The following is a 25,905-nucleotide window of genomic DNA, read 5'->3' as shown; positions in this document are numbered from 1 at the left end:
TACAGCATTTTTCAAGCCCGATTTATTAAGGCAACACCGCACAAAGCCCGCCTGACGGCTTTGCACGCCATCTGCTTGCAGATTTTCCGTCATATCACACAAAAATCCCTTGACATACGGCAGTATGCCTGCGGAATTTTTGTGCAATCTGACAAAAAATCTGACTACGCATCTGACGCACAATCTTTGTGCGGTATTGCCTTAATTGAATAAAATTTATCATTTAAGAAGCACTGTTACTAACGTCAGACTTTATTTTCCACTGACTATTGAGCCAATAAATGCGGTTTTCGATCCAATTGAAAAGATCCTCCGCAGAGTCAGGACCCCACTCTTCGCCTTTTCTAAGGTCGGCGTCATACTCTTTGAGATATTCACGCTCTGTTTTTATACAGCCCTGCAAAAGCTTCTCCCGGCTCATCTCCGTCCACTTTTCCTTGACAGTAGCCATAAACCAATCCTGCTTACAAAGAATGATAAACCATGGGTTTGAACGGTCACCTTTTTTAGCCACAAAATTCTTGTCTGTGAAAGCACCAGCATAATATTTCTCAGTGCTGTCATTATATGCCCAGTTAAAATCCCAAGGTGAGGTAAATTTAAGCTTAGGACATTTACTGTCCTTTGAAAGATCGACGCACATATAGAAGCTTCCCTCACCACAGTCATAGTCATGTACGATCTCATAAAGAATATACATATCTCTCACTGAGTCTATATCCATAACGTTAGAAACGGCTTCCTCAGCGGTGGTAACATCAGAGTCAACAAGGTCATAATTTTCATCAAATTTATAATACTTGCCGTTCTCGCAGGCTTCATAAACTATCTTGAACAGATTGTTGAGATACTTGTCAATAAAGTCTATCTGATTTTGCGAATAGAGGTCATTCTTGATAGAATATTCCGCAGGAACGAACTGCCTTGTTTCGCCGTTTATGTCGGTGACAGTGGCATTTTCATAGTCCATGCTTATATAATGGTTATCCTCATCGCTTGTTGCATAGTTGTCAAGCTCAAGATAATAGCCTATATCAGTGTCGGTGCAGCCCTCCGCAGGCTCGGAGATATCCACTCTGTTCGGATTTATCTGACACTGTTCGCAAAGCTCATAAACGCCTTGAAACTCCTCGTTCACATAGAGGTGAACAAGCTGACCGTCTGAGCAGAAATTGCTGTCACCCATGATAGTTCTGCCAAAACGGAATGCGATATCGTTTCTTATTAGATCCCAATCTGATTTCAACAGCACCCAGCTTTTGCACTCTGCGCCGTTATTAAGCCCAAGCATATTTGTCTTTTTATCAAATTTTATCCTATAAGGCACTTTGTTTGCAAGGATCTGACTAACATCGCCGTAATATGCGCTTGAATTTCCTCTTACCTTTATGCCTGCTGAGGCTTCGTTTATCTCCAATTTTTCATCACAATTGAAAACGTCCACCACGCAGGAAGTATACTTCTCCCTTGAAGCTATCATATCGTCAGGGGCAGTCGTGACGCTTATAACAGGTATCTTACTTTCTGATCGTACCTTTTTCTTAAAACTTTCTTTTTCAGCCTTGTCAGCACTCAGGCTTTCATAAGTAGCAGGTTCAGAGTTTATCACCTGTTTTGTGGTGGCAGGGAGAGTTACAACAGGTTCAGCCGTTGTTGTCACAGCCTGAGATTCGGCAGAACTACTCTCTGCTTTTGAGCTTTCCCCTGTTTCTTTAGCACAGCTTGTGAGCATTGCTCCCGTCATGACTACTGCACATACAGCAGCGATAATTCTTCTGTTCATATCATTTCTCATATTATTATCTTTCCATTTATTGTGCATTACACACATATTTTTTATCATATAACTTATTCAATTATAGCACATTGACATAGATAATACAATATGCTATAATCATAAAAGTAAGTGGGATAATTTATGCACTAACACGATTATATAGGAGGTTTTTTGAAATGTTTATACCTGACGATAAAAGATATGACAAAATGATATACAACCGCTGTGGAAAAAGCGGGCTTAAACTATCAGCTGTATCGCTGGGATTCTGGCAGAATTTCAGTTTAAAAAACAATTTTGAGAACATGGAAAGAATGGTACACACTGCATTCAACAGCGGTATCACACATTTTGATCTTGCAAACAACTATGGCAATCCCTACAACGGCTCGGCAGAGGAAAACTTCGGCAGGATACTCGATCGTGGCATGAGAGAGTTCCGTGACGAGATGTGTATTTCCACCAAGGCAGGCTATGAAATGTGGGCAGGTCCATACGGTGACAGAAACGGCTCGAGAAAATATCTCACGGCAAGCCTTGACCAATCTCTCAAAAGAATGGGACTTGAATATGTTGACATTTTCTATCACCATGTAAGAGATCCCGAAACGCCTCTTGAAGAAACTGCCCTTGCACTTGACAATGCAGTAAGACAGGGCAAGGCACTCTATGTTGGCATATCAAATTACAACAGAGCCGACACAGCCGAAATGCTGAAAATTTTCCGTGAACTCAGAACTCCTTTTATTATCAATCAGCCCTCATATTCCATACTCAACCGCTGGATAGAGGACGATAAGCTTGACAGCCTTGCACTTTCTGAAGGCTTTGGCATTGCAGTGTTCTCGCCGCTGTATCAGGGATTCCTTACAAGCAAATATCTAAAAGGCATACCGGCAGATTCAAGGGTAGGCAGAGGCGAAACATGGATAGGCAATGAGCTTAATGACAAAATGATAGAAAAGCTCAACAAGCTTAATGATATCGCCACTTCAAGGGGACAGACCCTTTCGCAAATGGCACTTTCATGGGTGCTTCACAACAAGGCTGTTACTACTGTGCTTATCGGTGCAAGCCGTCCTGAGCAGATAACGGAAAACATAGGCTGTCTTGACCGCCTTGACTTCACAGAAGCTGAACTTGCAGAGATAGACAGGCTTGCGAAGATGTAATAAAGAAGCTGTCAGAGCCACCGTCCTGACAGCTTTTTTATGCGTTATAATAGTGAACGTAATCGTCAAGCACATCTGCCGTAAGCTCAAAAGGATAATTTTTAAGCTTGGCAGGGTTGGCAAGTATTCCGTCCCTGTCCTTTTTCCAAAGCTCCTCTGACATATCAAGCTTGCCAAAAAGCGTCCTGATATAATCCCTGAAAGCGTCGATATCGTCAAAGCCAAGAAGCTGTTTTACAACATACTCAGCTTCGGTGCTGTCACCGTATTTTTTCAAAAAGCCTGACAGAAAAACGCCTACTGCCTTGCCGTGGGGTACGCCATTTTCATAGGTCAAAGTATAGCTCAGACCGTGAGGTATGCTTGTGCCTGTGTAGGCTATCGCCATGCCTGCAAGCACTGATGCCTGCATGAAAGTTGAGAACTCATCATCGGTCATATGAGCAAATCTCTCCTCAGTTTCAAGACAGCCCTTACAGCTTGCCCAAAGCCTCATGCCCTCCTCTGTATATGCACGGCTGAACGCATTTGCGTTGGTGTTGAGCCGTGACTCTATCATGTGAGCAAGTGCGTCAACGCAGGTGCTTTTCATACCGCCATATGATGATGTTTTAAGATAGCTGTAGTCAACCAATGCAAGTGACGGAAAAATTTTGTGGGCAATAGATTTCTTGGTCTGCTTGATGTGGGAAGTCAGGATAGAATAAGGTGTAGCCTCCGAGCCTGTTCCGCAGGTGGTAGGCACACAGACTATAGGATAAAAAGGTAGTTTCGCAGGAGTGTACAAAAGCTCCTCCACCTTGGCAATGCTGTCTGAAAGCTCACACTTCTCAGCTTTTACAACGCCCTCGCTTTCGGAAAACTCGGCATTTTCGCAAACTATCCCATTCTTAGCAAGCATTGATATCGCCTTGCCTGCGTCCATTGGCGAACCTCCGCCCACTGCCACGAACATATCCACGCCGTATTTTACCGCCGCCGTTGCCGCTGTGTAAACAGTTTCCACAGACGGGTTTTCCTCAATATCATTATATATCACATATCCAATGCCCTGACTTTCAAGCACTGCCTTGACATCATCAAGAGAACCATTAACCGCAGAAGAATGTCTGCCTGTGACTATCATGGCTTTTTTGCCAAGTTCCGCTATCTCGCCCCCGTGATTTTTTACCGCTTCATTTTCTATGTAAATATCTGTAGGTATATTTCTCATTTTTTACGCTCCTTTGGACTTTTTATCCATTATAGCACCTTTAAAGTTGTTTTTCAAGCCTCGGCATCGCAGAACATACGTGCTATGATATTAGTAAAAAATCATGTAGGAAAAAGTTATGCACTTCACAACGGCAAAAGATATACTCTCGCAAAAAAACGGCATGAATTTATATGGTGGTTGCACATAACGGTCAGACGAGTATTTTTGATACTGCCGATTGAAAACCTCTCCCCTTTATGTTATAATAAAGAAAAAACATCAAGGTGAAGCAATGAATAAAAATCAAAATATAGCTATGGGGGTATCCCTTGCTGTGGTGGCAATAATGGTCGGCTCGGCGGAGATCTTCGGGGAAAAGGAAATAATTTTTCCTGAGATAACGGCGGTGGCAATGGGTGCGCTAATTGCGCCTGTGCAATCTTGGAACACCTCTCGAACACGGCTTTTTGCGGCGATAGTTTCTGTCGCCGTCGCAGGCGTGTGCATAGTGCGGTTTATCCCTGAGATACTTATACTTCGTATAGCTTTGGGACTTCTTGTAGCAGTGAGCGTTATAACACTGTCAAAAGCGAACTTTGTTCCTGCCATTTCAGCCTGCATACTTCCGATACTTATGGGTACAAAAAGCCCTGTTTACGTCATTTCCGTTGCGGTCATGACAGCATTTATACTTATTTTTCAAAAAGTTCTTGAATACTTTGGTCTGCATGAAAAGTATGAATATAGACCTATCGAACCAAGCTCAGAGCTTCTCAAACTAAGAGCAAAACAAGTCATCACAGCGCTTGTTATCTGCATATTGCCTGCGCATTTTCACGAGATATTCTTTATCGCTCCGCCGCTTATAGTTGCATTTTTTGAGCTTAGCGGCAAAGGCTCAAAGCTTATGAAAAGAAAATACACAGCAATTGCTCTCATGGCGGTGGCTGCGTTCGCAGGCGTTATGGCAAGATTTTTTATCTCTGAAAAGCTTGGGCTTACCCTGACATTTGGTGCAGTTTTATCCTCGGCTGTGATATTCGTCCTTTGCCGAAAAGCAAAGCTTTATTTTCCTCCATGCTGTGCAATATCTACCTTGCCTTTTATAATCCCCAAAACTGCAATAATAAAATTTCCATTTGAGGTCACAGCAGGATATATTGTCCTTACCATTGCCGCAGTTATAATAACCCAAATAGACAATAATACAAATTAGGCATAATCAAAAACGTACAAAGCTTTATGATCCGACCCTAAGAAGTTAGACCAAAAATCTAACGATTTGGAGGTCACATCATTACGCTCTGTACGTTTTTTTGTATATTAAGAAATCATTCTCTGTTTTTAAGCACCTCGGCAGGGGTTATCTTGCCAAGCTTTCTTACAAGAATTGAGGTGATGATAAAGTATGTTGCCATTACTCCTGCGAAAATTATAACGTAAGCATACCATGGGAATGCAAGGTTTATTCCGCTTGTTACGTTTGGAATGAACACTGGGAAAACCTTGTCCATAAACATCTTTGAAAGCGGTATCTCGATAAGTGCGCCCAAAGTTATGATAATTGCGTTTCCGTTTAGGTAAAGCTTTTTCACGTCCTTGGTCTTATAGCCAAACACCTTCACAAGGGATATTCCAAAGGAAGCCCTTTCTATTGTAACATTCAGCATAAGGAACATCACAGAGCAGAAAATTATTACAGCAACCGCAATAAGCATTACTATCATTGACATCATAAGGTCCGTGAAAACTGCCGCTGAACGCTCGATATCCGATTTTGTCGTTGTGCTGTAAAGTCTGCCCTCGTCAATGTCAAGTTTCTTGTCTGAGAGCAAACAGTTGTAGTAAGTGTCGCTCTCACCGAAAAGCTCACGCATACTGTCAATATCCATGAACACCATAAGTCCGCCACGCTCGTCGCAGATATCCTCCACTGTGAATGCGTAATCCATTGAGGTCGCATCGTCTGTCAGGATAAACTTATCGCCCTTTGCCACTCCGTAACGCTCCACAACTGACTGGCTCACTGTTATAAAGCTCTTGCCCTTATGTGTTTTCACATCATAATACTTGTTGTCGCTGTCCATACCCATAACGGTGACATCAAGGTTATAGCCAAGCTGTTCTTTTGAAAGCGTTTTTACAAAGCAAGCCTCACCACCCTCCGGAACGCTTTCCTCTGGATATTTCAGAGTGTACATATACTCGTATTTTGTGTCATTTATAGTGTCTTTTCTCACGTTCTCACAAAGGTAGTAGCAATCAACGCCAAGCATAAGAATAAACAGTGAAAACAGCATACTGAGAAGCACTGTTATGCCTGTGCGCATTTCACGAAGCATTTGGCGTATCTGAAATCTGCGGATAAAATTCCTGCTCTTTATCTTCACTCTGCTGTAGTGACCTGTTTTCTGCTCGTTTCTTATAAGTGAAAGAGCCGTCTGAGAAAGCCGCTTGTTTATCACAAGGGTATTAACTATCACCGAAACAACAGGAGGCATTACAATGCTGTAAATGATAAGATACAAAGGATAAACAGGGGTAAAATCAGGGAGCGAGGAATATGCGTAGCTGTCGAGAAGCTGATAATCGATTCCCACAGGTGAAAATCCTATGACCGCACCGATTATTCCGCCAACAAATGCAACTATAGTCGGCAACGTTATGTAGTGGCGGATAAGATCTTTTTTCTTTGCGCCAAGAGCATAAAGCACACCTATAACACTGCTTTCACGCTGGATCTGATGAATGACGAAAACAGAGATAACATAAGTAAGAAGTGCCATAAGTATAACACCCACACCAAGTCCTGCATATTTGTTCATGACAACGTCACCTGCCGCACCAGCTATACGAACGTTGTCGCCCTTTTTCACAAACATTGTCAGGTTGTCAAGGTCAATGGTGAAAACCTCGTCAAGAAGCTCGTCAGCCTGCTTTTTGAAGCTATCAATACCATTTGCAAGGCTTTCTGCACCGCTGTATGCAGATCTTACACCATCTGACAGATCTTTTGAGCCGTCATATGCGGCTTTAACTCCTGCCGTGATAGCGTTCGCACCCTCTGGGAGTGCCTTTGCACCCTCGTAAAGTCCGCCCATTGCGTCATAGAGAGCGTCTGCTCCCTCAGAAAGGTCTTTCACACCGTCTTTAAGGGTCTGTGAGCCGTCATAAAGCTTGTCGATACCATTTGAAATATCGTCACGCTGCTTCAAGACGTCCTTGATAGTTTCAAGATAATACTTGTCTGTGACTTTTTTATAATCAAAGTCAAAATCCTCGATCATTTCTTTAAGCTTGTCATCTGTTGCCTTGCCGTTAAGTCTGTAAGCATAGCAAAGATCCTCTGCTTTCTGTTCACTGTCATTTTTGAAATAGTCATACTGATCGTCGCTTACGAAAAGAAGTCCGAAGCCCTTGCTTGACACAGCCGTGTCAGAGAAATTTTCAAAAGGTGTGTCATAGTCAGGTGTAGTTCCTATTCCAACTATCTCAAACTCAACACCGCCTGCTGTAAGCTTATCGCCCACTGACAGAGAATGTTCCTCGCTGTAACGCTTTTCTACCACCGCTTCGCCCTTTTTCTCAGCAAGTCTGCCACTGTCAAGCTCTATAAGGTCAATGTCATTTCTTTTACGGAAAACACGAAGCTTTGAGCCGTCCTTCGCGGTAACGTCAATGCTGAAATGCTGTTCAAGAGTAATTCCTTTGTCTGTTATTTCCTTTTCCTGCTCGTCTGTAAGAGGAATAAAAACGCCGAACTGTCCGTCCTCGACCTTGTTTTGCTTACCATGTTCGGCAGTTCCGTCGATGATAGTGTCTGCACTTGCAACCACGGAAACTATTATGTACATTCCCATTACGATAAGCAATACAAGCGCAAGATAACGTGCGAAATTTGTTTTAAGCTCACGTCTGAGTCTTTTTCTGAGTACCCTGTTCATTACAAGTCCTCCAACTCTGCGGCAGGTATGCGTGTTTCGTTAAGATAATCCTTTTTGATAAGTCCGTCCTTAACGATTATTACCTTATGCACCATATTTTTTATAGCGTTGTTGTGGGTAACGATAAGCATTGTTGTGCCATATTTTTCGTTTATCTTCTCCAACAGAATGAGAATATCCCTTGAAGTTTTCGAGTCAAGAGCGCCTGTAGGCTCGTCACACAAAAGAAGCTTTGGATTTTTTATAAGTGCCCTTGCTATAGCACATCTCTGCTGCTGACCGCCTGAAAGCTGTGACGGAAACTTGTTTCTGTGTTCGGAAAGTCCCAACGTTGTGAGAAGTTCTTCCATGTCCAGTGGCGAATCTGAAAGATATTCACAAACCTGAATATTTTCCACAACTGTCAGATTTGGAACGAGGTTATAAAACTGAAAGATAAAACCTAGATTTTCCTTTCTGTAGTCGGCAAGCTTATCAGGTTTAAGACCGAAAATCTCCTTGCCGTCGACCTTAACAGAGCCACTATCCATAGTGTCAAGGCCGCCTATGCAGTTAAGGAGCGTGGATTTACCAGAGCCGCTCGTACCCTGAATAACGCACATCTGACCTTTTTCCAGACTTGTGGTGATACCCTTTAGCACCTGAATATAGCTGGCGTCACTGCCGTAGCTTTTCTTAACATCTCTGATCTCCAAATACATATCATTTCCTCCATTTATAAGTTAGACTTAGCTAACTTTACTTTATATAAAAATGTGCATATCTGCACATTTCATCGACATTTGAGATACAAAATTCACACATAACGTTGTTATGTAGGTTTCTAAAAGTTACCGCCCGAAGGCGGCAATTTTCTAATCCTCGACTATCATTGTAAACCATATTTTTATTAGAAACTCCATTACTCTGCGCATATGGAGCTTTGCCTTTTCCACATCTCTCTCGTGAGTTAGCAAATGAGTGTAGGCGTCAACACTTATATGGGTTATCCAATGAAGCATATACTCATCAACGTGGCAGTTAGGCATTTTTGCGGCAGCTTTTTCCGCTGATATCCTAAAGCCCTGTTCTGTCATATCCACGATCATATCCACAGTATTTTCATACTCAGACCCCTGCGCACCCGTGAGCAGCAGCATAAAAACGTCATAGTGGAGATACATATACTCCACAAGCTTGTCAAGGTCGGTGTGGGTGTCAATGTGATACTCAGCAGAAAGCACCGCAGGGTCATCGCTATCCATATCCTGAGCATCCTGCATATAATGCTCCGTAAGAAGCTTGCAAAGCTCTTTCAGCGGCTCATCGACAATAGCCTTGAACAAGTCATTTTTATTTTTAAAGAAGAAATACAGCGCACCGGTCGTCACGCCTGCGTCAGCGCATATTTTTCTCAGAGAAGCCTTCATATAACCATTTTCAGAGAACTCGGCCATTGCACTTTCCAACAGCTTTTCCCTTGTTTCAAGTTCGTCACCCATTACTGCACCCCGCTTTCCACTTCACATAACACTGTTATCTTAGCATATAACGCTCGATATGTCAATACATTTACTATATTTTCAGCATATTATATGATATTGAAACATAACGGTGTTATGTGATTGGTGACTATTACAAAATAAAATGGGAAGCGTCATACCTGTCTGGTCAGCTCTTACGATTTCTGACGGGTTAAAGTATATAAGCGATAACTATAAAATTGCCATGGTATACAGCGGTGACAGTGCTCCTATGCTGGTCCTTGAAAACAAGTACTCATATAGCTGGGATATTTGCATTAGTGCAAGTGAGGTGTCGTCAGGAGTTGCTTTCTACTCATACGATGACATTGCACAAGCTTTCAGCAACTACGGAGTAAGCATTTATGATATGGGACAGCTTCACATATTTACCTCTAATTATACCGAGATCTACGGAGTATATGCGGCTCAGGTCTGATATTACAACATAATAACTATTCAAGTCAAATAAAAATCGGACCGAGCAAAATGTTCCACCGGAACATCTTACTCGGTCTTTTTCGTAGTATCGATAATTCAACATATTTACAACTATCCTGCATTTTTCACGCAATCACCAATCTGGTCATTTTCTCTATCCACTTATCAATGAAGCTTATAAACCCCTCAAAGCTTCATAGCTCTCCATTTGTTTGAAATAACGCTGATATTCCAGTATGTGATAAAGCAGATAAACAACATACTGATTGCCGATACGACAACTGCTTCAATAATAAGAAACGGTGTCGAATAGGTTGATATGAATCTTGACGTAATTGTCAAAATGATATTTTGACAAAACCTAACAAATGTCCCCGATAAGATAATGTCTAATATGAACCGCCATAGGAATGATTTTGTGAATTTGGTCATGTCTTTCTCATGTTATCAAATTATAATTTCAATAGCGTTGCTTACTTGTGTATATGAATGTGTGGTAGAATCATAATCAGTACACAATAATACTGTATATACTCCTTCCGGCACATCCTTTCGCAATTTGAATTCGTTTATTTCACTTGCATCGACAATTTTTTGAATTTCACCGTCCTTGACTATAAGCCAACATATATTTTCTAATTCTGAATTATCGCTCTTTGTAACAGTATATAAATCAGAATTTTCTTTCACAGATATATTTTCTGAATATGACGGCGAATTTTTTTTCTCAACCAACTGAATTGATTCTATGTATCCCAAATTCTTTCCATCTTTATCAGTATAAAACTCAATTTGAAACTCATCATTGTTATTAGCTGATTTTATCAAGTCATTATAATAGTCAAACTCTGATTTACTAAGACTTAATCTTAGTTGAGTATTTATGCTTTCATTATATACTTTTAATTTGTCTGAATCCGCATAAACTCCATAAAAATTATACAATTGAGTAGCCTGAACACCTTGAAATCGTGATGGATAAGAAGACTTTTTCGATTTTTTTGTATAAACCGAAATATTATCATCTTGCTTGGTTAAATTAATAGTTTTCTTAAAAGCACTTCCGTTGCTTATTTTTTGCGCAACAGAAATTTCTTCAATTAGATTTTTTATGCCGTATGTACTATACTGAGACTGAACAGATATAAAATTCATCCACAATATTGAAACAAAACACGAAAATACGACTCCAACAATTTTATGACCTAAACCGTAACCTTTTTCATTAACGAATGTTACAGCCGATTTTATCATAAACATGATCATAAAAAAGGCTAGTACAATTGCTGAGATTGCTTTAATTTTCAAAAATAAACAAACTAAATTTATATTTTCTTGACCAATCAATGAGTTTGGAGCAAAAAAATTCAATAATATATTTCCGAATATCAGCACTAACAAAAACCAACTGCAATTATTATAAATTGTTTTAATAGCTTTCATATTTTTCCCTACAAAATCTCCTCATTAATATGTTTGATATTGTTATATGCGTATTTATCATATACATAATCAACATCATCATAAGTTTCCATACTTCTTGACAGAATCGCCAAGATAATGTTCTGCAAAAGTCTTACGAAAATTCCAAGTAGAATTATATCTAGTATAAATCTCCATAGAAATGATTTTGTGAATTGGGTCATTGTTTTTCCTACTTATTATTCAACCGTGTATTCAATCGTGTTACTAATGGGAGTATATTCTCCTGTAGCATCATCATAATCAATCACTAAAGTAACTGTGTAATCGCCTTTATCAGCAAAAGTCAAAAAATTAGTCCAAGTTTTACTGTATGCCTGAAAACATTTGCATAATTTGCCATTTTGGGTTACATACCAAAATAAGTTTTTATCAGTTTCTTTCTGCGGTATTTCGGGTCTGTTTATAAGAATAATATTTTTATTTTCTTCAATCGTAATTTCCGCTAATAGAATTGAATCATCATCTTTTAAATCAGAAGAGGATACAACGCTCTGATTTTCTTTAATATTTGTTTGATGTTCAGGCGTAATTTCATAATCAAATGCTTTTAAATTCATATGAATGAGCATACAGAGAAAAAAGAGCAAAAACATTATAAAAATGCGAAAAAATTGTTTTTTATAAATTGCCTTGAAAAAATTAAATTTATTCCTGTATGTATAATGCTCACCCTTATAGGTTCTGTACGGAAACTCAACCAGCGTCAAAATGAGTTTAGAAGCATTATAAGAACATATCACAATCATTAAAAAGTATAATATCTTTGTTAAATGAAGTTCTGCCTTAAATTCACAAAATACATTATTATAAAAATAATCAAATCCTGCAAATGCAATTATGTATAGCATCAAATTCGGAAATATCAAAAGAGAAAGGTAATTATCTTTCTCTTCTACATTTCTGGGATATTTACGCATCTGTCAACACCTTCTCAAGCTTTGCTATCATTATTTTCGCAGAAGTTATGTCAGAATTATCACGCAGTGCTGAAAATAGTTCTGGAGCACTCTCTTTAAAATCGACATATTTCTTTTCAGATAATAATCTTGCATAAGCTAACCTATAATAATAATTTTGAACATCCACTAGTCGAATATTGTAGTACTGATTGACAATTGGTATTTTATTTATTTCTTCTTCAAATTCTTTATTTACACTGTAGGCTATACTCGATGCGCCATATGCCATTACTGCACTTTTACATTGACCGGATATATTACATAATTTATCAGGTATAAACCTTGTAACAACAAGCGATATACCAAAGTACACTCCGCCGATCATGGCAAGCGTACCAAGCATATAAAACAATGTACAGAAAAACAGTTTAATAGGTGTATTCTCTCCAACAAAGCTGTTAGGAAATACCAAACAATAAATTGTTAGACTAAGCACAAGACCACAAGCAGTTATTAATCCTGACAATGCAAATGTCTTTGGAGGCAGCGGCTTAATGGTGCCTTCGTCAACAAATCTTTTGTAGTTATACCAAAATAATGCCTTGTTGGCCATAATTATGTCACCTCAGATATGAATCTTGACGTAATTGTCAAAATGATATTTTGACAAAACCTAACAAATGTCCCCAATAAGATAATGTCTAATATGAACCGCCATAGGAATGATTTTATGAATTGAGGCATTGTTTTTCCCCCTAAAATAATCAATCTTCTTTTTCCAGTGGTACACTCTCATACTCTTCAGAATTACTATTCTTACTCCTCTTAGAATATAAAATGGTATTGCTGATAGGGGCTTGATCTTCGATTTCTTCGTCATTATCCAAAACAAGAGTGACAGCGTAATCTCCGGCAGGAGCAAAAGTTAGAATATTTGTCCAGTTTGACCGAATAGCTAAACTGCGCTTATAAAACTCGCCGTCACAGGTAATGTACCAATATATTTTCTTTTCCATCTCAGCTAATTCTACGCTGTTCGGATCTAAATCATCATACACTGCAATACCAGAACGCTCTACAAGTATTGTATTGTTTTCATTGACGCTTAATCTTATTTCAATATTTTGTTTTATAAAATATGAATATGATGGAGAACTAAGTGACAAATTGTAATCGGAGGTATCCGTTATATCCAGAACTTCTTTTACATAACCTGATCTTTTATAATATGAGATTCGAAAATGCCGTTCAACTGGAATTTCTTTTTGAAATCCGTTGTCGCCCTTGATCGTTTCGACCTGACTTGATTTTAGTGATCGTTTAACATTAACACCATCACTGTTTTCTACCCAAATATTTCGATTATCGTATAACTCAATGCTGTCGGTTTCAATACTTATCGGATCATCATATTCTATATCGTCATTTATTTCGGATATCAGAGACAACTGTTCAAATACTGTCATATTGCTGATCTCAAATATTTTATTTATACCTGCACCTACTCCTATAAGCAAACAAATAAAAACTAATATCCGTATCCGATTTTTTAACAAAAAATCTTTATCATGGTTTATTACGGCTGATGTAATAATTTTCAAGCCTAATTTTTTTGACTTATTAAATTTCCTATATCTTGCACTTAGCAAAAGGCCCTCACCCATAGCCATTATAATGACTGCGGCATTATACACAACCAAAAGATAGCATATAAAATTAAATATTATCAATCTTTTGAAATCAGATATACCGTTAGTGAATATCCCTTCATACAAATATTCATAATAAACACCATAAGCCGCAAATACGCCAATCAGAAATAAAATAACATTTATTAAGCAAACATAGTAAATATGATTTTCTAACTCATTATTGCCATCTATCAAAAAAAATCCTCCTCTAAGATCAATAATCTTCTTATTTCATTAATTACAAGTTTTGACCGTGTTACTGAAAAGGTCCGATATACATGAAAAAGCAGTAGATATGCCTTGATTACCTAATTCTAATACTGAAATAAGCAATGGAAACAGTGTATAGAATTCAGAATCTTCAGCCTTTTTAGTATCTGCTTCGACTGCATACTCGTCATCTATTTTAAATTGTATCACAGCTTCTTCAATTTTGCAACCCTCATCGTAAATAAATTCCGAAAAAATTCCTAAAGTTGCATCATTTGTCATTGCTTTTGAGCAAAGGCTTTCTCTTGCATCAAGATTTGACAGAATATTCCCTGCAGCTTTTATTTTAACCGATACATCGAAAGGATTTGTATCGGTATTAATATTTGAAAAATTTTCGACAACTGACGGAACGTCAACTTCAAATATATACTCAGAATCAGGCACGCCAAAAGTCTGGGGATTTAATGGATCAAGTCCTAGAGCTATTTCATCGCCGTCGTTTATACCGTCGTCATCTGTATCGTATTTTAATTGTATTGTGCAAAAGAAGTCAACACAAGACCAGTTTCAAGAAATTCAAGCGATTTAAAGTTTTCGTTAATAGTCACTCTATTAACTATACAGTTGAATATTTCCGCTGTTACACCTCTTTCCTTTAAAGCTTTGAATCCAAATGTTTTAGTTTCATTAGCTGCTATCGGGGTTGTTGTAATGTCGTTTGCAATAGAATATGAATTTGCATCTGCAGATACCAGTCTCGCATTCCATATATCCTCAATTGTAAAATTAGTATCAAAATTGAGTCGCCAAGCTTCTATTGGTTCGGCTGAGAGATTTTGTATTTTTATTTCACCGGTAAAACCGTTACCCCAATCGTTGGTAACATTCAGCGAAACAATATATTCATTTTCTGCTTTATCGGTTCTTTGTAAACAGATTTCAAAAGCTTTTGGAATTTCAAGACCTTCTCCTGTCACACAGTAACCGAAATTCACTTCCTGATCGGGCTGAATTTCATAATTATATCCTGCGTTTTTTATAATATACTGAGTTTCGCTGCTGTAAGCAATGCCGTTCCAAAGTCCGCTTATCTCTCCATGAGCGTCGTATTTCAAAGCCCAGTTTGATATAGTTTCTGAACCTATATTTTTGATTTTTATTTCAATATTCTGATTATTGCCCCATGAGCTTTTAATATCATAATAAACAACATAACCATTGCCTATATAGACAGATGAATTGTTATCAGCGACATCTGCTGCCGAAGCGTAGACCGGAACAATTATGTTGATGGGGACAATAACAGACATGAAAATTGAAATGATTCTTCTTTTCAATTTTTTCTTCCTGATATGTGAAATCTTGTTTTCATAGGAATCCGACGCACAGTTTTCCATGCTGAAAAATTATGATCAGAAATCCGATTGCCGCTCCTATGGTAATGCTTTCTTATATTTTTTTAGTCATCAAAATTAGAAGAAAGTGTTTTTTTCTTGCTGAATAATGTCCGACAATACTTTCTCCGGGTTTCAGACTGATTGTTTCAGACTCGCCGTCTTTTAAAAGAGCCGTTAAGAATCTTTGAATATTTTTCTTGTCCACATTTCCGTTTTCCCACGGAATAATATCAATTATTCCATTAGGATAAACAACCGTCATGTCGTTTACATTAAGGAATTCTGAGTATCCGCTCTAAAAAACAAAAAAAAGCCGATCCTATTGGTTTCTCTATTTTAAGAGATACCAACAAAATCGGCAGATCCAATAAATTTGTATTGAAAACTTTGTGAAAGTTCTTTTATATACAAAACGGCAGGCTTAGAGCAAAATATACTCAAAGTCTGCCGTTTTGTTTGACGATGTTTAATTGTTGAGGGTTCAGATCCTTTTTTACGAAAAAGCATCTACGGTTTTACACCTGAAATTTTTACCCTCAAAACGCAAAAAAAGCTCGTAAATACGAGCTTTTCGAGGTGTGCATCTATTTTATTGCACAAGTATGTGTTGCGACTATGAAATAGATGATGCTGTTTTTTAGAATTTTTGTTTCAAACATCATTCCTCTTTTCAAAATAACAGTAAGATTATTTATCATCTCAGCATTTTTGCTGCCAATAAATTCAGATGAAAATATTGAATCGTCCGACAATATTTTTGCCGTTATCGCATCTTGCCTATCTTTACCGATATAGGCTAAAATATCGCAAATCCTTACTACACAGCCCTCCAAAGTTGACGGAACAAGTTTTTTTATTGCCTCTCCGCCCTCAGTATAACAAAGCTCAACATTATTGTCATATTGCTCAAATGTCAGACCCTTTTGGGGGCGATATTCATTAAGCTCAAATTCACCATTGTGGCACAGTATCCCGTCTAGTGTCTGTAAACTTATATTTCGCCTGTACAAAATATCAAGAACACGTATACTGTGAACATTATGATTAAAATGCCGTCCGGTTTCTTTCTGCAAAAGCTCGCTGAGATAACGTTCTCCTGCGTGGCCAAAAGGTGTGTGTCCAACATCGTGTCCAAGTGCGATAGATTCTATCAGATCAAGATTAAGGCCAAGCATTCTTCCAATATTTCTGCTTATCCGTGACACAAGCTGAACGTGCAGGCCTCGTCTAGTGATATCATCATTGTTGTAGAATGAAAATACCTGCGTTTTATCATTATATCTGTTGTACAAAGGCAAATGAAGAATTTTCTCTATATCACGTCCAAAAGACGGACGAAGTACGCTATTTTTGTCCTTTTCCATATTTCTTCGCACAGCATTTTCGTCCATAAATCTGTATGAACTCAATATTCCCTTTGATATATTTTCCTTTATCTGTTTCTCAACAGAACTATCAAGCTGATGATATTTTAACGACATATTTTACCTCCCTTAGATTATTAAGTTTATACCAAATTGCACAGCGTAACAAGATAAAAAGTTTAATATTGTCTGATTATAACATAATGCAACGCCACACAAATAAAGTCTGACGGTGTTGTGCAGTATCACCTTATAGTTTTTACACTGTCGTCGTACCATTTTACTAATGTTGTAATTTCTAAGAGCGATTTCTACCATCTCCGGAACCTACATTCATCGTATCAATAATAAGTGGAATACGTTTTATAGTCTGTTCCACTATAGACCTTAGCAATGGTCTTTGCTTTGTTTCTACCACGGCTTATATTGGAATAAGATTGTTCAAAAACTGCGTAAAAGTAAACTTTGTAGTGCCTCTGCCGTTTATTGAACTCCAGGTAAAACCGCTTTTCTTTTGAAATTCCTGTGTTATAGTTATTTTGTTCGTAATACCTAACTATCCTGTAACAACACTTCTGCATTTTAGCATTGTAACCTAAACTGCCAAAGCTGTGCTGACATTGCTTGTGTATTTGTCATATGTAGAAATATCAGCGGCAAACACACTTTTTGAAAAAACTCCTTTTGAAAATCTACTATTAAACTCTGTATTACCCGTTTCAATAATACATAACAACACTGGAGGCGTATTTCTGACATTTTTTTAGATTACTACTTATCATTCTACCTTTTGCACAAATTCAATTGTAATTCTTAGTCTATTTTTACTAACATTTGAGTTTATCATAATAATATACTCACTATTATTCCATATGTAATAATTAAATCTACGATTATCTGTGAACGATATGCTTTCTTTTTCTGTAATATCTTTGAACGTTATCTCAGCACTTTCCGTTTTTAATCTTATATTAAACATATCTTTTGTTCATTATTGAGAAATTCCAAGTATATAATATGCCTTTAAAGATCGGATCTGTCATTGAAAATTATACTGTAGTCACTAAGATTATAATATATTTCATAAAACTCATTGATCGTATTGGAATATGAATTGTCAGATATATCTGCCGTTACGTCAGAATGATCTGAGAATATATTCATTAAAAACTTTCTTGAATGCACGTTTCTATGCATCCACACTCACCACAATCGAAAATGAAACAATCAGTACCACATCGATTATGGACGCCATTCGTCTTGAGGTAGTGCTGATAAATTTGTGATAAGGTTGTCTTTGCCTTTTTATCAATTTATCCATATTTTTTATTAAATTCATCAGAAGAAATATTGTCACACCCGTGTTTTGAAATCGTTTCAGCACATTCTTCGTCTAATGTATCAGCAATAGCGTCGAGAATTTATTATTCAATAATCTCGCATTCCTCAAAATATATATTTTTTAACATTCTGACTCTGGAAATTCTTTAATAGACATTTGTATTTGATATATCAAGCAAATCCGAAATCTCTTTAGCAGATAAATCTTTTGTGTAGTATAAATGAATGACATCCATATAGTCTTGTGGCAGCTTTTTTATAGCCAGCCTTAATATAGCATTATCATTTTCATTATCAATCACGTTGTCAAATTGCTGACAAAGATTCACAGCAAATGGACGATAGAAGCACGCAGAGGGTTCCAACAATATAACGCAATGATGAAATTAAAAGACTGGAACAAAGGTAAACTATTCAAAGGAGTATAACAAAGTCCGTAATTAGAGAAACGAACACCTTAAAAATGCAACTTAGATTATTGGTGCGATTCTGTTGAATGCTCAATATCTGATGTTAATTTGAGAATGCTTGTCAAACTAATTCTTATTCATCAGAAAGAAGATAAGAAACTCGACATAAGATTTGAGACAAACAAAAGTTAAACGATACCGTCAGTGTATTTATCAATTAGAAAGTGCGTTGCGTGAGGATTAACAAAAAAAATGCAGATTCTTTATTCTTATATAATCATATTAAACGACAGACTAACTACATATTACAATGAACCTTAGAATAAAATCTATTTTACTCATCAGATATTGCTACCAAATTTATTATAGTAAAAGAAAAGAGCCCGATAAAATCGAGCCTTTCATGTAATATCGTTATCAAAAAAATTATTTATACGCAAGATAAAAACTTAAAGCCATCAAATATCTAATGTGACATTCTCAAAAAAGTCAACCCTACAATAAATTCGCCTGAACTATAATGGCTCGAATTTCAACAAATGAGTAGATTTAAGGTACGTAGATTATATTAGAATGTGCTTTATCATAAAGATATTCTAAAAACTTCTTTGGATCAATTTTCTTGCTTGAGTAAAGATAGAAAAAACTATAACGCTTGTCTAAAGCTCCTTTGTCCTCTCCCTCTAGTTTTTTATAGGTAGTATAATTTTGAGAAACATTTCCAAATCGTATATATAACTTATCCGCATCTATACGAGCATAAAATGTATTTTTAGCGGGTAATATTACATACGACGTATCCGGGTGATACTCCAACAAAACATTAATAAGATTTTGAACAGTCTCTTTATCCTGCCTTTCATTTAACGAATCATCCAGAAGGATTTTACTATCAATCTGACGCAAATCTGTAATATCATCAACATTATTGAAAAAATTTATCAGCGGTGCCATATATTCAGCTACCTCTGCCGCCTTATCCTCATTAGAATCTAAACAATATAAAAATTCTTCGCTTGATTTCCACACGGGACTTTTTCTTTCATCTCTAGAAAAATATTCTGATACAACAGAATACTCCATGTGAGATTTCATCAAATTCAATATTTCAACATCAGATAATAGCCTAAATTTTCCACCGAAATATTGGTGCCCTTCCTTTGATAATGAAGCCGAAGAAAAAATAAAGTTTATTATTTCATCGGAAGAAAGCACAACGTTATCTGTATTCCGTAGGCCTGAATTCGCTAAGGATATTCCAATCGCTTTGCATAGCAAATATGCTTCATATATTACAACGGGGTGATTTATAATCCATTTTGCTTGAGAGTTCTTCGCAATGACAACATTGTTTAATACGCTCAGAGCTCCTTTTCCAAAAGCCGGATAATATATTCCATCATTGTCAACTATACAAACATTATCCAAAAGTCGCTTGTTATCTAGCACAATACTATCATAACCTGACATCTGCGTATCTCTTGCTATGTAATCCAATTTGTCAACATCAACAGTCGATGAATTAAGCAACCTTATCAAACAGTTTTTTATCCCTAGTTCAAGCCGTTTATCTTCGTCATCAGTTCGTTTGTAGGAATAACAACAACCTATTATAGAACGAACGAACTATAAGATCCAAGTTTAAAGAATTTATATTTTCGCTTTCAAAGAATTTATTATAATCACCAAATTTCCTGCAAGTGATAATGGAACTCATAATTTCATGAGGTGCAGGCGGATTCTTCATTATAAGACTGAAGTAATCCTTCTCAAAAACATGATAAGCCGGATCATCAAGATGAGATTTAATTTCTGCAAGAAGTTCCTTATTAATCTTTGAATTTTTATTGTTAATCTTTTCCTTATAACTAAAAAGATTTTCACACGTGTGAGAAAACGGTGCATGACCTATATCATGCAGCAGGCAGGCCAAAAGGAATGAATATTTATATTTTTTTACTATTTCTGCATCTTTATCATCACAGTTATTCAAAAATCCTTGAATCGCTTTTTGACCTAGATGATAAACGCCAATAGAATGAATAAATCTATCATGTCTTGCAGATGGATATAAAACTCGATAGCTGGTCTGTTCTATCCATTTTAACCTTTGAAATTCTGCCGTATCAATTATTTTCCAAAACGGTTCTTCCAAACGTATGTAACCATGTATAGCATCTTTTATACTTTTTACCTTCAAATTCTATCCTCCAACACTTTTTGTGAAACAGTTTGCATCTCATTTATTACGACCTTTGGTAATCCCATTTTAAAATATCTGCTGAGTTTGTTTGATAATACATATTGGTCATAGGAATCAGTCATACATACATTGATTTCGTTCACAGACTTTACAAAAAAAGGATAGTCCTCTGCGAAATCCAATATATTCATATAGTTTAAACAGGTAAAATAATTAAGATGATTCAAATTTGAACCTAAAAGAGATTCAAACATAAATAACTTATCAACATTAATTCGATCATCTCCCTTTTCCAAAGCCGCAAGGAGAAAGTTCCCGATTATTGATTCGCTACTAATCATTTTACACATAGTTCTATAAGCTCCATTCTTAAAATATCGATATATATATCATAACACTTTTCCATAATAATGTCAACATATTTTTATGTAAATTTTACAATTCCCATGAATTAATCCGTACTAATTTTGATAAAAAGTATGAACAATACGCACAAATTCCATTGTTTGTCATTTCACATTCAATTCTGCCAGAGCACAATTCTCAAATCAATTGCAAATAAAAAACGACAACCTATTGTCGAAAGCTGTCGTTTTTACTGTATAGAGAATACGATATTCATGAGCATCATATGAATCATCGCCTTGAAATCCAGGCTGTGGAAGATGAAACTCTTCAAAGGGAAGTTCTAGAATCTCCGCAACTTCAGATACACCTGATCCCACCTTACCACAAAGGCCTAGAACTATAAATTCCTTTTGCACATTATATAAATGTTCATTAATTTTATATGACGCAGATTCTTTAAAATCAAAAATACTCATAATAACATCTGCCTTTCTATTACAAATAGTAACTATGCAATTAATATACTACAATACTTTTTATCCGCACTTTTCTGCATTCTAACCATCTTCACGAGGAATATATTTCCTAACTTTTGGTAAGACAGCAAGAAAAAGTTACAAATAACAATCTAACTTTTTTAGTATAGATATAACGTCAATTATTAACTTAAATCTATTGAAATAAATTGATCAAGTGAGTAATTATCTCGTTTAAGTTTCGTATGTTTTAGCATACCCTCCAATGTCTGGTAACTTAAGTCCATACCACATATTTCTGTATATTCTTCTTCAAGCAAAGTAGCAACCCTTATTGATTGATAATTGTGTTTAAAACCTCCAAATGACAAATCTCCACTAAACGATTCAACATTTTTAATTATGTTAAACTTTCCCTGCAGAATGCTATCGAGGATCCTTTCGCCCTGATGTCCGAAAGGCGTATGACCTATATCGTGACCCAATGCAATAGCCTCAGTTAGATACATATTTAGTCCTAACCCCTCTGCTATTCCACGAGCGATTTGTGAAACAGCTTGAGTATGAGTCATTCTCGTTCTATAATAATCTCCTTTCGAAGCACTAAAGACCTGCGCTTTATCTACCATTCGCCTAAAAGCCTTTGAATGAACTATGCGTTCATAGTCACGCTGCCCCCTATGCTGCATTGGTGCACGAAGATTATATGCCCTTTCACAGTACTCATTTCTTTGGGCCAAGTCAGCAAGGCCATTCTCTGAGTTTATTTTTTCATAACGCTGTTCTTTTGTTTTTTCTTCAAATGGTCTATTAATTATAAAATCTATTTGTTTGGCAATTAACTCCGATTCTTCTTTTAGCACATATTCATCTTTTCTAAAGTCATCAGAAAGGCTTAATTCAGACAATTTGCAAATATTCTTGATTGCTGTTCCATAATTGCGTTTTGATTTAATGTTAAATTTTATACTAAATCCCTTATCATTATGAGATATTGTTCCCGTGCCAAGATATGAATAAATAATTTTATCATTGTCGTGTATTAGGGCAATTAAAAAATAACTGCTACCAATAGAAGCTTTACTGATTTCTAGCTCATCTTCAGCATAAGAACTCAAATTATAATAATAATTCTTTCTCTCATCAAAAGAGTTTCTAAAATATTCAATAGGTTTGCAACCTTCTTTTAGTTTTATATAAATAATTTTATTGCCCATAAAATCCACCTATTCTTCACTATATTTCCCATTTCAAAAATATAAACGAGCGTGCTGCAATGTATAAACTTTCCACACAAAGATGATTTACAAAATTTGTGAATGTCCTTTAGAAATATGCTCTAATTTTCACCTTTAAACCAAAGATAGAGGTGTTTTGAAACTATAAATAGAGCAATATATCGCATATTCATCTTAGCTTAATTTTATCATAATATGACAACTTAAAATATAAATAGTAAAAATAAGTGCTCATAATGTCAAAATTATGACTTTAAGTCAATAAACTTCCCCTCACAGTCAATATAATCTTTCGCCAACTGCTTCGCCTCAGCCAAACTGTTCTCCAGTATCTCAAAACCCACAGCCGCAGAAAAGTTGTCGATCTCAATACGTTCGGTCTCGTCAGCGAAAACCTGTATCAAAAATCCCTCACAGAGAATATCTCTGCCTTTCTTGTCAACTCTGGGGATATATTTGTCTGGCGTAATTCTCACATAAAAATCCTTGTATCTCATTTGACCACGCTCCTTAAAGTTTCATCTGAAAATCATCATCTTCGTCAAATTCCTCGTCCATATCTTCATCAAAATACTGTTCGCAACCCGACCTTTCAAGTGCCGCCCTCAGATAGCTAGTATCCATATCGTTCGCCTCATATCCCTGATTTATGACGTTGTAATAATAACTGGTCGGCGGCGATATCTGTCCTTTGTTCATCAAGTACGCCATGCACTCTTTCTTTTCTCCGTCTACCTCTATCTCAAACAGCTCCTTGCGGTAAAGATTCGGAAAGCCCTCATATTTGTCAAGACTGTACTCATCTCGTCCGTCTATCTCCCATATGAGTACGGGAACTTCCGATTTATCATTCGGCACGATCGTCGCAACACCTCTGAATTCAAGCTCGTATCCTTTCAGCATCTCCTTGCTTACGATCTTTGAATTTGGACAGCGGTATGCCATTTGTTCAAGATTGATGTTACTTCCATAGGCGATATATAATCTTCTGTATTCCATAAAAACTCCTTTGCAATTTTACATACTCATTTCAAGTTCCTCTTCAACGCCCTCACATTGGCTCTCTGTGGGCTCGTTGTTTTCTTCGGGTACATTTTCGGCTTGTGTGCTGTTGCCGCTTACAGGCTCGGCACGCCGCTCACGAGCCGCTTGTTTTTCAAGCTCTCGTTTTTTTTTTAGCCTTGCCCTTGCAGCAATGCCGTCCTCCGGGTGCCTCCATGCAATATCGCCTTCCAGATGTTTCAGCAAGTGAGATCTGCAATTCTTGAATTCTTCACCTATCAGCCCCAGATTCAATAGCCATACCCGAAAGCTATACCGCATATTATCACTTTGAGAAACGTGAGGAGAACAGTATTTCTTTGTCATTGCCGCATTGCTTATGGCTAATGCAAGCACTATCTGACTTCTTACCTCTCCTGCGTGAAGAGAACCGTTGTACGCTCTTATCTCATAATGTCCGTGCTGAAAAAAGCTGTGCAGATTGCAGATCACATATCGGCTGTTTGAATAATGCTGAAACTGCTCGCTCATTCTGCCGTGATACCAAAGCCGCTTTATCGTTTCCATATCGGTAGGTTTCTTTTGGTTTATCTCTTTGATAAATTCCTTGTCCATTTTGCGACAGTAACTTTCACGAGCGGTCGAAACCTGCAAAGCGTCCCACAGAAAATCTTCTTTGCTTGCAAATATGTTCACTAGATTTCGTATCTGTTGGGGTGTATAATCGTCCGCTGAAATATGGATATGCGTCCCTGCACAGTACCGAGGACCTGTTACTCCGCCTGCACGGCGTAACGCTCTGACAACTTCCTGCAAAAGCGGTATGTCTCCATATTCCAGCACAGGAGAGTTCATTTCCACGCTGTAAGACTTAGACGCTCTGTCTCCGTTTGCATTATAGCAGTTGATACTACCGTCATAAACTATCGCCCACTTTCTGTTCTTTGAATCAGTTACAACGTATTTGTCATAGCTTCCGCCCTCGTGTTCAACACGCCCGTCAAAGACATTTGCCATAGCCTTTGCCGCCTGACTTCGTGTAAGTCCAGTCATTTCGATCTCAATGCCGTATTTTCTCGTTTTTATGCCGTCAAAGTTTGATGACAATGTTACACCTCCCAACAAAAACAGCCTGCGAATATATCGCAAGCTGTAAATTTTAATCGTTATTCAATCTCCGTTCTGACCTCATACCCACCTTTAAAGATCAACAGTATCTCCGTCTTGCTCAGAACCTTCACACATTCTATCAGCTTTCTGATAAGCACATTATCGAACGTTTCCAGCTCGAATTTCTCATGCTCTATCATATCTATTATCTTATCAAGCTTGGCTTGAGTTTCGGCGGAAGTTTGATTTTTTGATTTCAGCATTGCAAGTCTTTCACTCAGGCTTTGCTCTTCCTTATACAGCTTTTCAAACTCGCTGTCCAGCTTGTCCTCATCACAGCCGCCTGTTGCTATGAGGCTTATCAGATCATTTCTTGCTTGGTCGATCTCTTTAAGTCTGTTTTCAGCTGCAATAATTTCTTCCTGCCCCTGACATTCAAGCACATTGCCGATATTAGCTTTTAAGATCTTTTCAACGTCGTTACCACAAGAGTAGTAGTTATTTATCGCTCGTATTATAGCTTTGTGGAGCTGTTCTTCCTTTATCGTGGGCGAATCGGGGCAATATCTTTTGCCGTGTTCCAGCCGACTTATACACCGCCAGACTATTAACTTTTTCCCTCTTGAAGTCCACGTTGTACGGCGGTAAGGCGTGCCGCATTTTCCGCAGATAAGCAGTTCGGTAAGAGCATATTTAC

Annotated in this window: 26 protein-coding genes; 3 read left to right on the top strand and 23 right to left on the bottom strand. The window is 37.3% G+C overall.

The window, feature by feature from the left end; translation table 11 throughout:
- Positions 1-223 precede the first annotated feature (223 nt).
- Positions 224-1,795 carry a CotH kinase family protein gene (locus AB5123_RS07890; protein ID WP_337795098.1) on the bottom strand — a complete coding sequence of 524 codons (1,572 nt, stop codon included), beginning with the start codon at positions 1,793-1,795 and terminating at the stop codon, positions 224-226.
- 158 nt (positions 1,796-1,953) lie between these two features.
- Here AB5123_RS07890 and AB5123_RS07885 point away from each other — a divergent pair, with 158 nt between their 5' ends.
- The gene (locus AB5123_RS07885) at positions 1,954-2,949 is read left to right on the top strand and encodes an aldo/keto reductase (protein WP_337812012.1); all 996 of its coding nucleotides are present in this window, start codon (positions 1,954-1,956) and stop codon (positions 2,947-2,949) included.
- Between the two features lie 37 nt (positions 2,950-2,986).
- On the opposite strand, the gene AB5123_RS07880 is transcribed toward AB5123_RS07885, so the two are convergent.
- On the bottom strand, positions 2,987-4,162 hold the full coding sequence (locus AB5123_RS07880; RefSeq protein ID WP_337812011.1) for an iron-containing alcohol dehydrogenase family protein: 1,176 nt from the start codon (positions 4,160-4,162) through the stop codon (positions 2,987-2,989).
- A gap of 274 nt (positions 4,163-4,436) precedes the next feature.
- Between AB5123_RS07880 and AB5123_RS07875 the strand changes: the two genes are divergently transcribed.
- On the top strand, positions 4,437-5,360 hold the full coding sequence (locus AB5123_RS07875; protein ID WP_278643588.1) for a hypothetical protein: 924 nt from the start codon (positions 4,437-4,439) through the stop codon (positions 5,358-5,360).
- Between the two features lie 115 nt (positions 5,361-5,475).
- Here AB5123_RS07875 and AB5123_RS07870 read toward each other — a convergent pair whose 3' ends face one another.
- The 3 genes from AB5123_RS07870 to AB5123_RS07860 all read right to left on the bottom strand — a co-directional run bounded on the left by AB5123_RS07870 (position 5,476) and on the right by AB5123_RS07860 (position 9,569).
- Complete coding sequence (locus AB5123_RS07870; RefSeq protein ID WP_337812010.1) at positions 5,476-8,088, bottom strand: FtsX-like permease family protein; 2,613 nt, start codon at positions 8,086-8,088, stop codon at positions 5,476-5,478.
- Complete coding sequence (locus tag AB5123_RS07865) at positions 8,088-8,789, bottom strand: ABC transporter ATP-binding protein (RefSeq protein WP_117928143.1); 702 nt, start codon at positions 8,787-8,789, stop codon at positions 8,088-8,090. The genes AB5123_RS07870 and AB5123_RS07865 overlap by 1 nt, the downstream gene beginning before the upstream one ends.
- Positions 8,790-8,942: 153 nt before the next feature.
- Complete coding sequence (locus tag AB5123_RS07860) at positions 8,943-9,569, bottom strand: TetR/AcrR family transcriptional regulator (RefSeq protein WP_038671296.1); 627 nt, start codon at positions 9,567-9,569, stop codon at positions 8,943-8,945.
- 145 nt (positions 9,570-9,714) lie between these two features.
- Between AB5123_RS07860 and AB5123_RS07855 the strand changes: the two genes are divergently transcribed.
- Positions 9,715-10,029, top strand: coding sequence for a hypothetical protein (locus tag AB5123_RS07855; RefSeq protein WP_038671294.1), 315 nt, complete (start codon positions 9,715-9,717; stop codon positions 10,027-10,029).
- Positions 10,030-10,478: 449 nt separating this feature from the next.
- On the opposite strand, the gene AB5123_RS07850 is transcribed toward AB5123_RS07855, so the two are convergent.
- The 18 genes from AB5123_RS07850 to AB5123_RS07765 form a co-directional block, all read right to left on the bottom strand.
- Entirely contained in the window at positions 10,479-11,474 is a 996-nt protein-coding gene (locus tag AB5123_RS07850) for a hypothetical protein (protein WP_278643592.1), read from the bottom strand.
- Positions 11,475-11,692: 218 nt separating this feature from the next.
- Positions 11,693-12,433 (bottom strand): hypothetical protein, encoded by a 741-nt coding sequence (locus AB5123_RS07845; RefSeq protein WP_302839630.1) that lies wholly within the window; start codon positions 12,431-12,433, stop codon positions 11,693-11,695.
- Positions 12,426-13,028, bottom strand: a complete 603-nt coding sequence (locus AB5123_RS07840) for a hypothetical protein (RefSeq protein WP_302839631.1) — start codon at positions 13,026-13,028, stop codon at positions 12,426-12,428. The genes AB5123_RS07845 and AB5123_RS07840 overlap by 8 nt, the downstream gene beginning before the upstream one ends.
- 151 nt (positions 13,029-13,179) lie before the next feature.
- Positions 13,180-14,301: a hypothetical protein gene (locus AB5123_RS07835; RefSeq protein ID WP_117905717.1), complete on the bottom strand. Its 1,122-nt coding sequence runs from the start codon at positions 14,299-14,301 to the stop codon at positions 13,180-13,182.
- A 39-nt stretch (positions 14,302-14,340) separates the two neighbouring features.
- Entirely contained in the window at positions 14,341-14,763 is a 423-nt protein-coding gene (locus AB5123_RS07830; RefSeq protein WP_302832731.1) for a hypothetical protein, read from the bottom strand.
- Positions 14,764-14,846: 83 nt separating this feature from the next.
- Positions 14,847-15,656, bottom strand: coding sequence for a cellulose binding domain-containing protein (locus tag AB5123_RS07825; protein ID WP_302832730.1), 810 nt, complete (start codon positions 15,654-15,656; stop codon positions 14,847-14,849).
- Positions 15,657-15,768: 112 nt separating this feature from the next.
- Complete coding sequence (locus AB5123_RS07820; RefSeq protein WP_368364673.1) at positions 15,769-15,921, bottom strand: hypothetical protein; 153 nt, start codon at positions 15,919-15,921, stop codon at positions 15,769-15,771.
- Between the two features lie 379 nt (positions 15,922-16,300).
- Entirely contained in the window at positions 16,301-17,197 is an 897-nt protein-coding gene (locus AB5123_RS07815) for an HD domain-containing protein (protein ID WP_287239223.1), read from the bottom strand.
- Positions 17,198-18,567: 1,370 nt separating this feature from the next.
- Positions 18,568-18,723 carry a sigma factor-like helix-turn-helix DNA-binding protein gene (locus tag AB5123_RS07810; RefSeq protein WP_197695733.1) on the bottom strand — a complete coding sequence of 52 codons (156 nt, stop codon included), beginning with the start codon at positions 18,721-18,723 and terminating at the stop codon, positions 18,568-18,570.
- Positions 18,724-19,380: 657 nt separating this feature from the next.
- Positions 19,381-20,301, bottom strand: coding sequence for a hypothetical protein (locus tag AB5123_RS07805; protein ID WP_368364671.1), 921 nt, complete (start codon positions 20,299-20,301; stop codon positions 19,381-19,383).
- 109 nt (positions 20,302-20,410) lie between these two features.
- The gene (locus AB5123_RS07800; RefSeq protein ID WP_368364670.1) at positions 20,411-21,031 is read right to left on the bottom strand and encodes an HD domain-containing protein; all 621 of its coding nucleotides are present in this window, start codon (positions 21,029-21,031) and stop codon (positions 20,411-20,413) included.
- Positions 21,028-21,384: a hypothetical protein gene (locus AB5123_RS07795; RefSeq protein ID WP_038670417.1), complete on the bottom strand. Its 357-nt coding sequence runs from the start codon at positions 21,382-21,384 to the stop codon at positions 21,028-21,030. Before AB5123_RS07795 ends, AB5123_RS07800 begins: the two co-directional genes overlap by 4 nt.
- A 198-nt stretch (positions 21,385-21,582) precedes the next feature.
- Positions 21,583-21,858 (bottom strand): hypothetical protein, encoded by a 276-nt coding sequence (locus AB5123_RS07790; RefSeq protein WP_038670419.1) that lies wholly within the window; start codon positions 21,856-21,858, stop codon positions 21,583-21,585.
- Positions 21,859-22,043: 185 nt separating this feature from the next.
- The gene (locus tag AB5123_RS07785; RefSeq protein ID WP_117957539.1) at positions 22,044-23,075 is read right to left on the bottom strand and encodes an HD domain-containing protein; all 1,032 of its coding nucleotides are present in this window, start codon (positions 23,073-23,075) and stop codon (positions 22,044-22,046) included.
- A 266-nt stretch (positions 23,076-23,341) separates the two neighbouring features.
- Positions 23,342-23,593, bottom strand: a complete 252-nt coding sequence (locus AB5123_RS07780; RefSeq protein ID WP_038670421.1) for a hypothetical protein — start codon at positions 23,591-23,593, stop codon at positions 23,342-23,344.
- 13 nt (positions 23,594-23,606) lie between these two features.
- Positions 23,607-24,095, bottom strand: a complete 489-nt coding sequence (locus AB5123_RS07775; protein WP_038670423.1) for a gamma-glutamylcyclotransferase family protein — start codon at positions 24,093-24,095, stop codon at positions 23,607-23,609.
- 18 nt (positions 24,096-24,113) lie between these two features.
- A complete protein-coding gene (locus AB5123_RS07770) occupies positions 24,114-25,205 on the bottom strand; it encodes an amidoligase family protein (protein ID WP_368364669.1) in 1,092 nt (363 codons plus the stop codon).
- Positions 25,206-25,264: 59 nt separating this feature from the next.
- Positions 25,265-25,905: zinc ribbon domain-containing protein (locus AB5123_RS07765; protein WP_368364668.1), on the bottom strand; the 641-nt coding region annotated here is incomplete at its 5' end.

Source organism: Ruminococcus sp. RTP21204st1_B2_RTP21204_210225 (genome assembly GCF_040914135.1).
Lineage (GTDB): Bacteria > Bacillota > Clostridia > Oscillospirales > Ruminococcaceae > Hominimerdicola > Hominimerdicola aceti.
Note: the sequence above shows the minus strand (reverse complement) of the source record. Positions and strands in the feature narration are given on the sequence as shown.

What these genes read in the sequence shown, in the direction of transcription:
- AB5123_RS07795 (WP_038670417.1), bottom strand. Translation starts at nt 21,384, where the DNA reads ATGTGTAAAATGATTAGTAGCGAATCAATAATCGGGAACTTTCTCCTT.
- AB5123_RS07885 (WP_337812012.1), top strand. Translation starts at nt 1,954, where the DNA reads ATGTTTATACCTGACGATAAAAGATATGACAAAATGATATACAACCGC.
- AB5123_RS07775 (WP_038670423.1), bottom strand. Translation starts at nt 24,095, where the DNA reads ATGGAATACAGAAGATTATATATCGCCTATGGAAGTAACATCAATCTT.
- AB5123_RS07855 (WP_038671294.1), top strand. Translation starts at nt 9,715, where the DNA reads ATGGGAAGCGTCATACCTGTCTGGTCAGCTCTTACGATTTCTGACGGG.
- AB5123_RS07790 (WP_038670419.1), bottom strand. Translation starts at nt 21,858, where the DNA reads ATGAGTATTTTTGATTTTAAAGAATCTGCGTCATATAAAATTAATGAA.
- AB5123_RS07865 (WP_117928143.1), bottom strand. Translation starts at nt 8,789, where the DNA reads ATGTATTTGGAGATCAGAGATGTTAAGAAAAGCTACGGCAGTGACGCC.
- AB5123_RS07870 (WP_337812010.1), bottom strand. Translation starts at nt 8,088, where the DNA reads ATGAACAGGGTACTCAGAAAAAGACTCAGACGTGAGCTTAAAACAAAT.
- AB5123_RS07850 (WP_278643592.1), bottom strand. Translation starts at nt 11,474, where the DNA reads ATGAAAGCTATTAAAACAATTTATAATAATTGCAGTTGGTTTTTGTTA.
- AB5123_RS07845 (WP_302839630.1), bottom strand. Translation starts at nt 12,433, where the DNA reads ATGCGTAAATATCCCAGAAATGTAGAAGAGAAAGATAATTACCTTTCT.
- AB5123_RS07805 (WP_368364671.1), bottom strand. Translation starts at nt 20,301, where the DNA reads ATGTCAGGTTATGATAGTATTGTGCTAGATAACAAGCGACTTTTGGAT.
- AB5123_RS07780 (WP_038670421.1), bottom strand. Translation starts at nt 23,593, where the DNA reads ATGAGATACAAGGATTTTTATGTGAGAATTACGCCAGACAAATATATC.
- AB5123_RS07875 (WP_278643588.1), top strand. Translation starts at nt 4,437, where the DNA reads ATGAATAAAAATCAAAATATAGCTATGGGGGTATCCCTTGCTGTGGTG.
- AB5123_RS07785 (WP_117957539.1), bottom strand. Translation starts at nt 23,075, where the DNA reads ATGGGCAATAAAATTATTTATATAAAACTAAAAGAAGGTTGCAAACCT.
- AB5123_RS07815 (WP_287239223.1), bottom strand. Translation starts at nt 17,197, where the DNA reads ATGTCGTTAAAATATCATCAGCTTGATAGTTCTGTTGAGAAACAGATA.
- AB5123_RS07860 (WP_038671296.1), bottom strand. Translation starts at nt 9,569, where the DNA reads ATGGGTGACGAACTTGAAACAAGGGAAAAGCTGTTGGAAAGTGCAATG.
- AB5123_RS07880 (WP_337812011.1), bottom strand. Translation starts at nt 4,162, where the DNA reads ATGAGAAATATACCTACAGATATTTACATAGAAAATGAAGCGGTAAAA.
- AB5123_RS07840 (WP_302839631.1), bottom strand. Translation starts at nt 13,028, where the DNA reads ATGGCCAACAAGGCATTATTTTGGTATAACTACAAAAGATTTGTTGAC.
- AB5123_RS07890 (WP_337795098.1), bottom strand. Translation starts at nt 1,795, where the DNA reads ATGAGAAATGATATGAACAGAAGAATTATCGCTGCTGTATGTGCAGTA.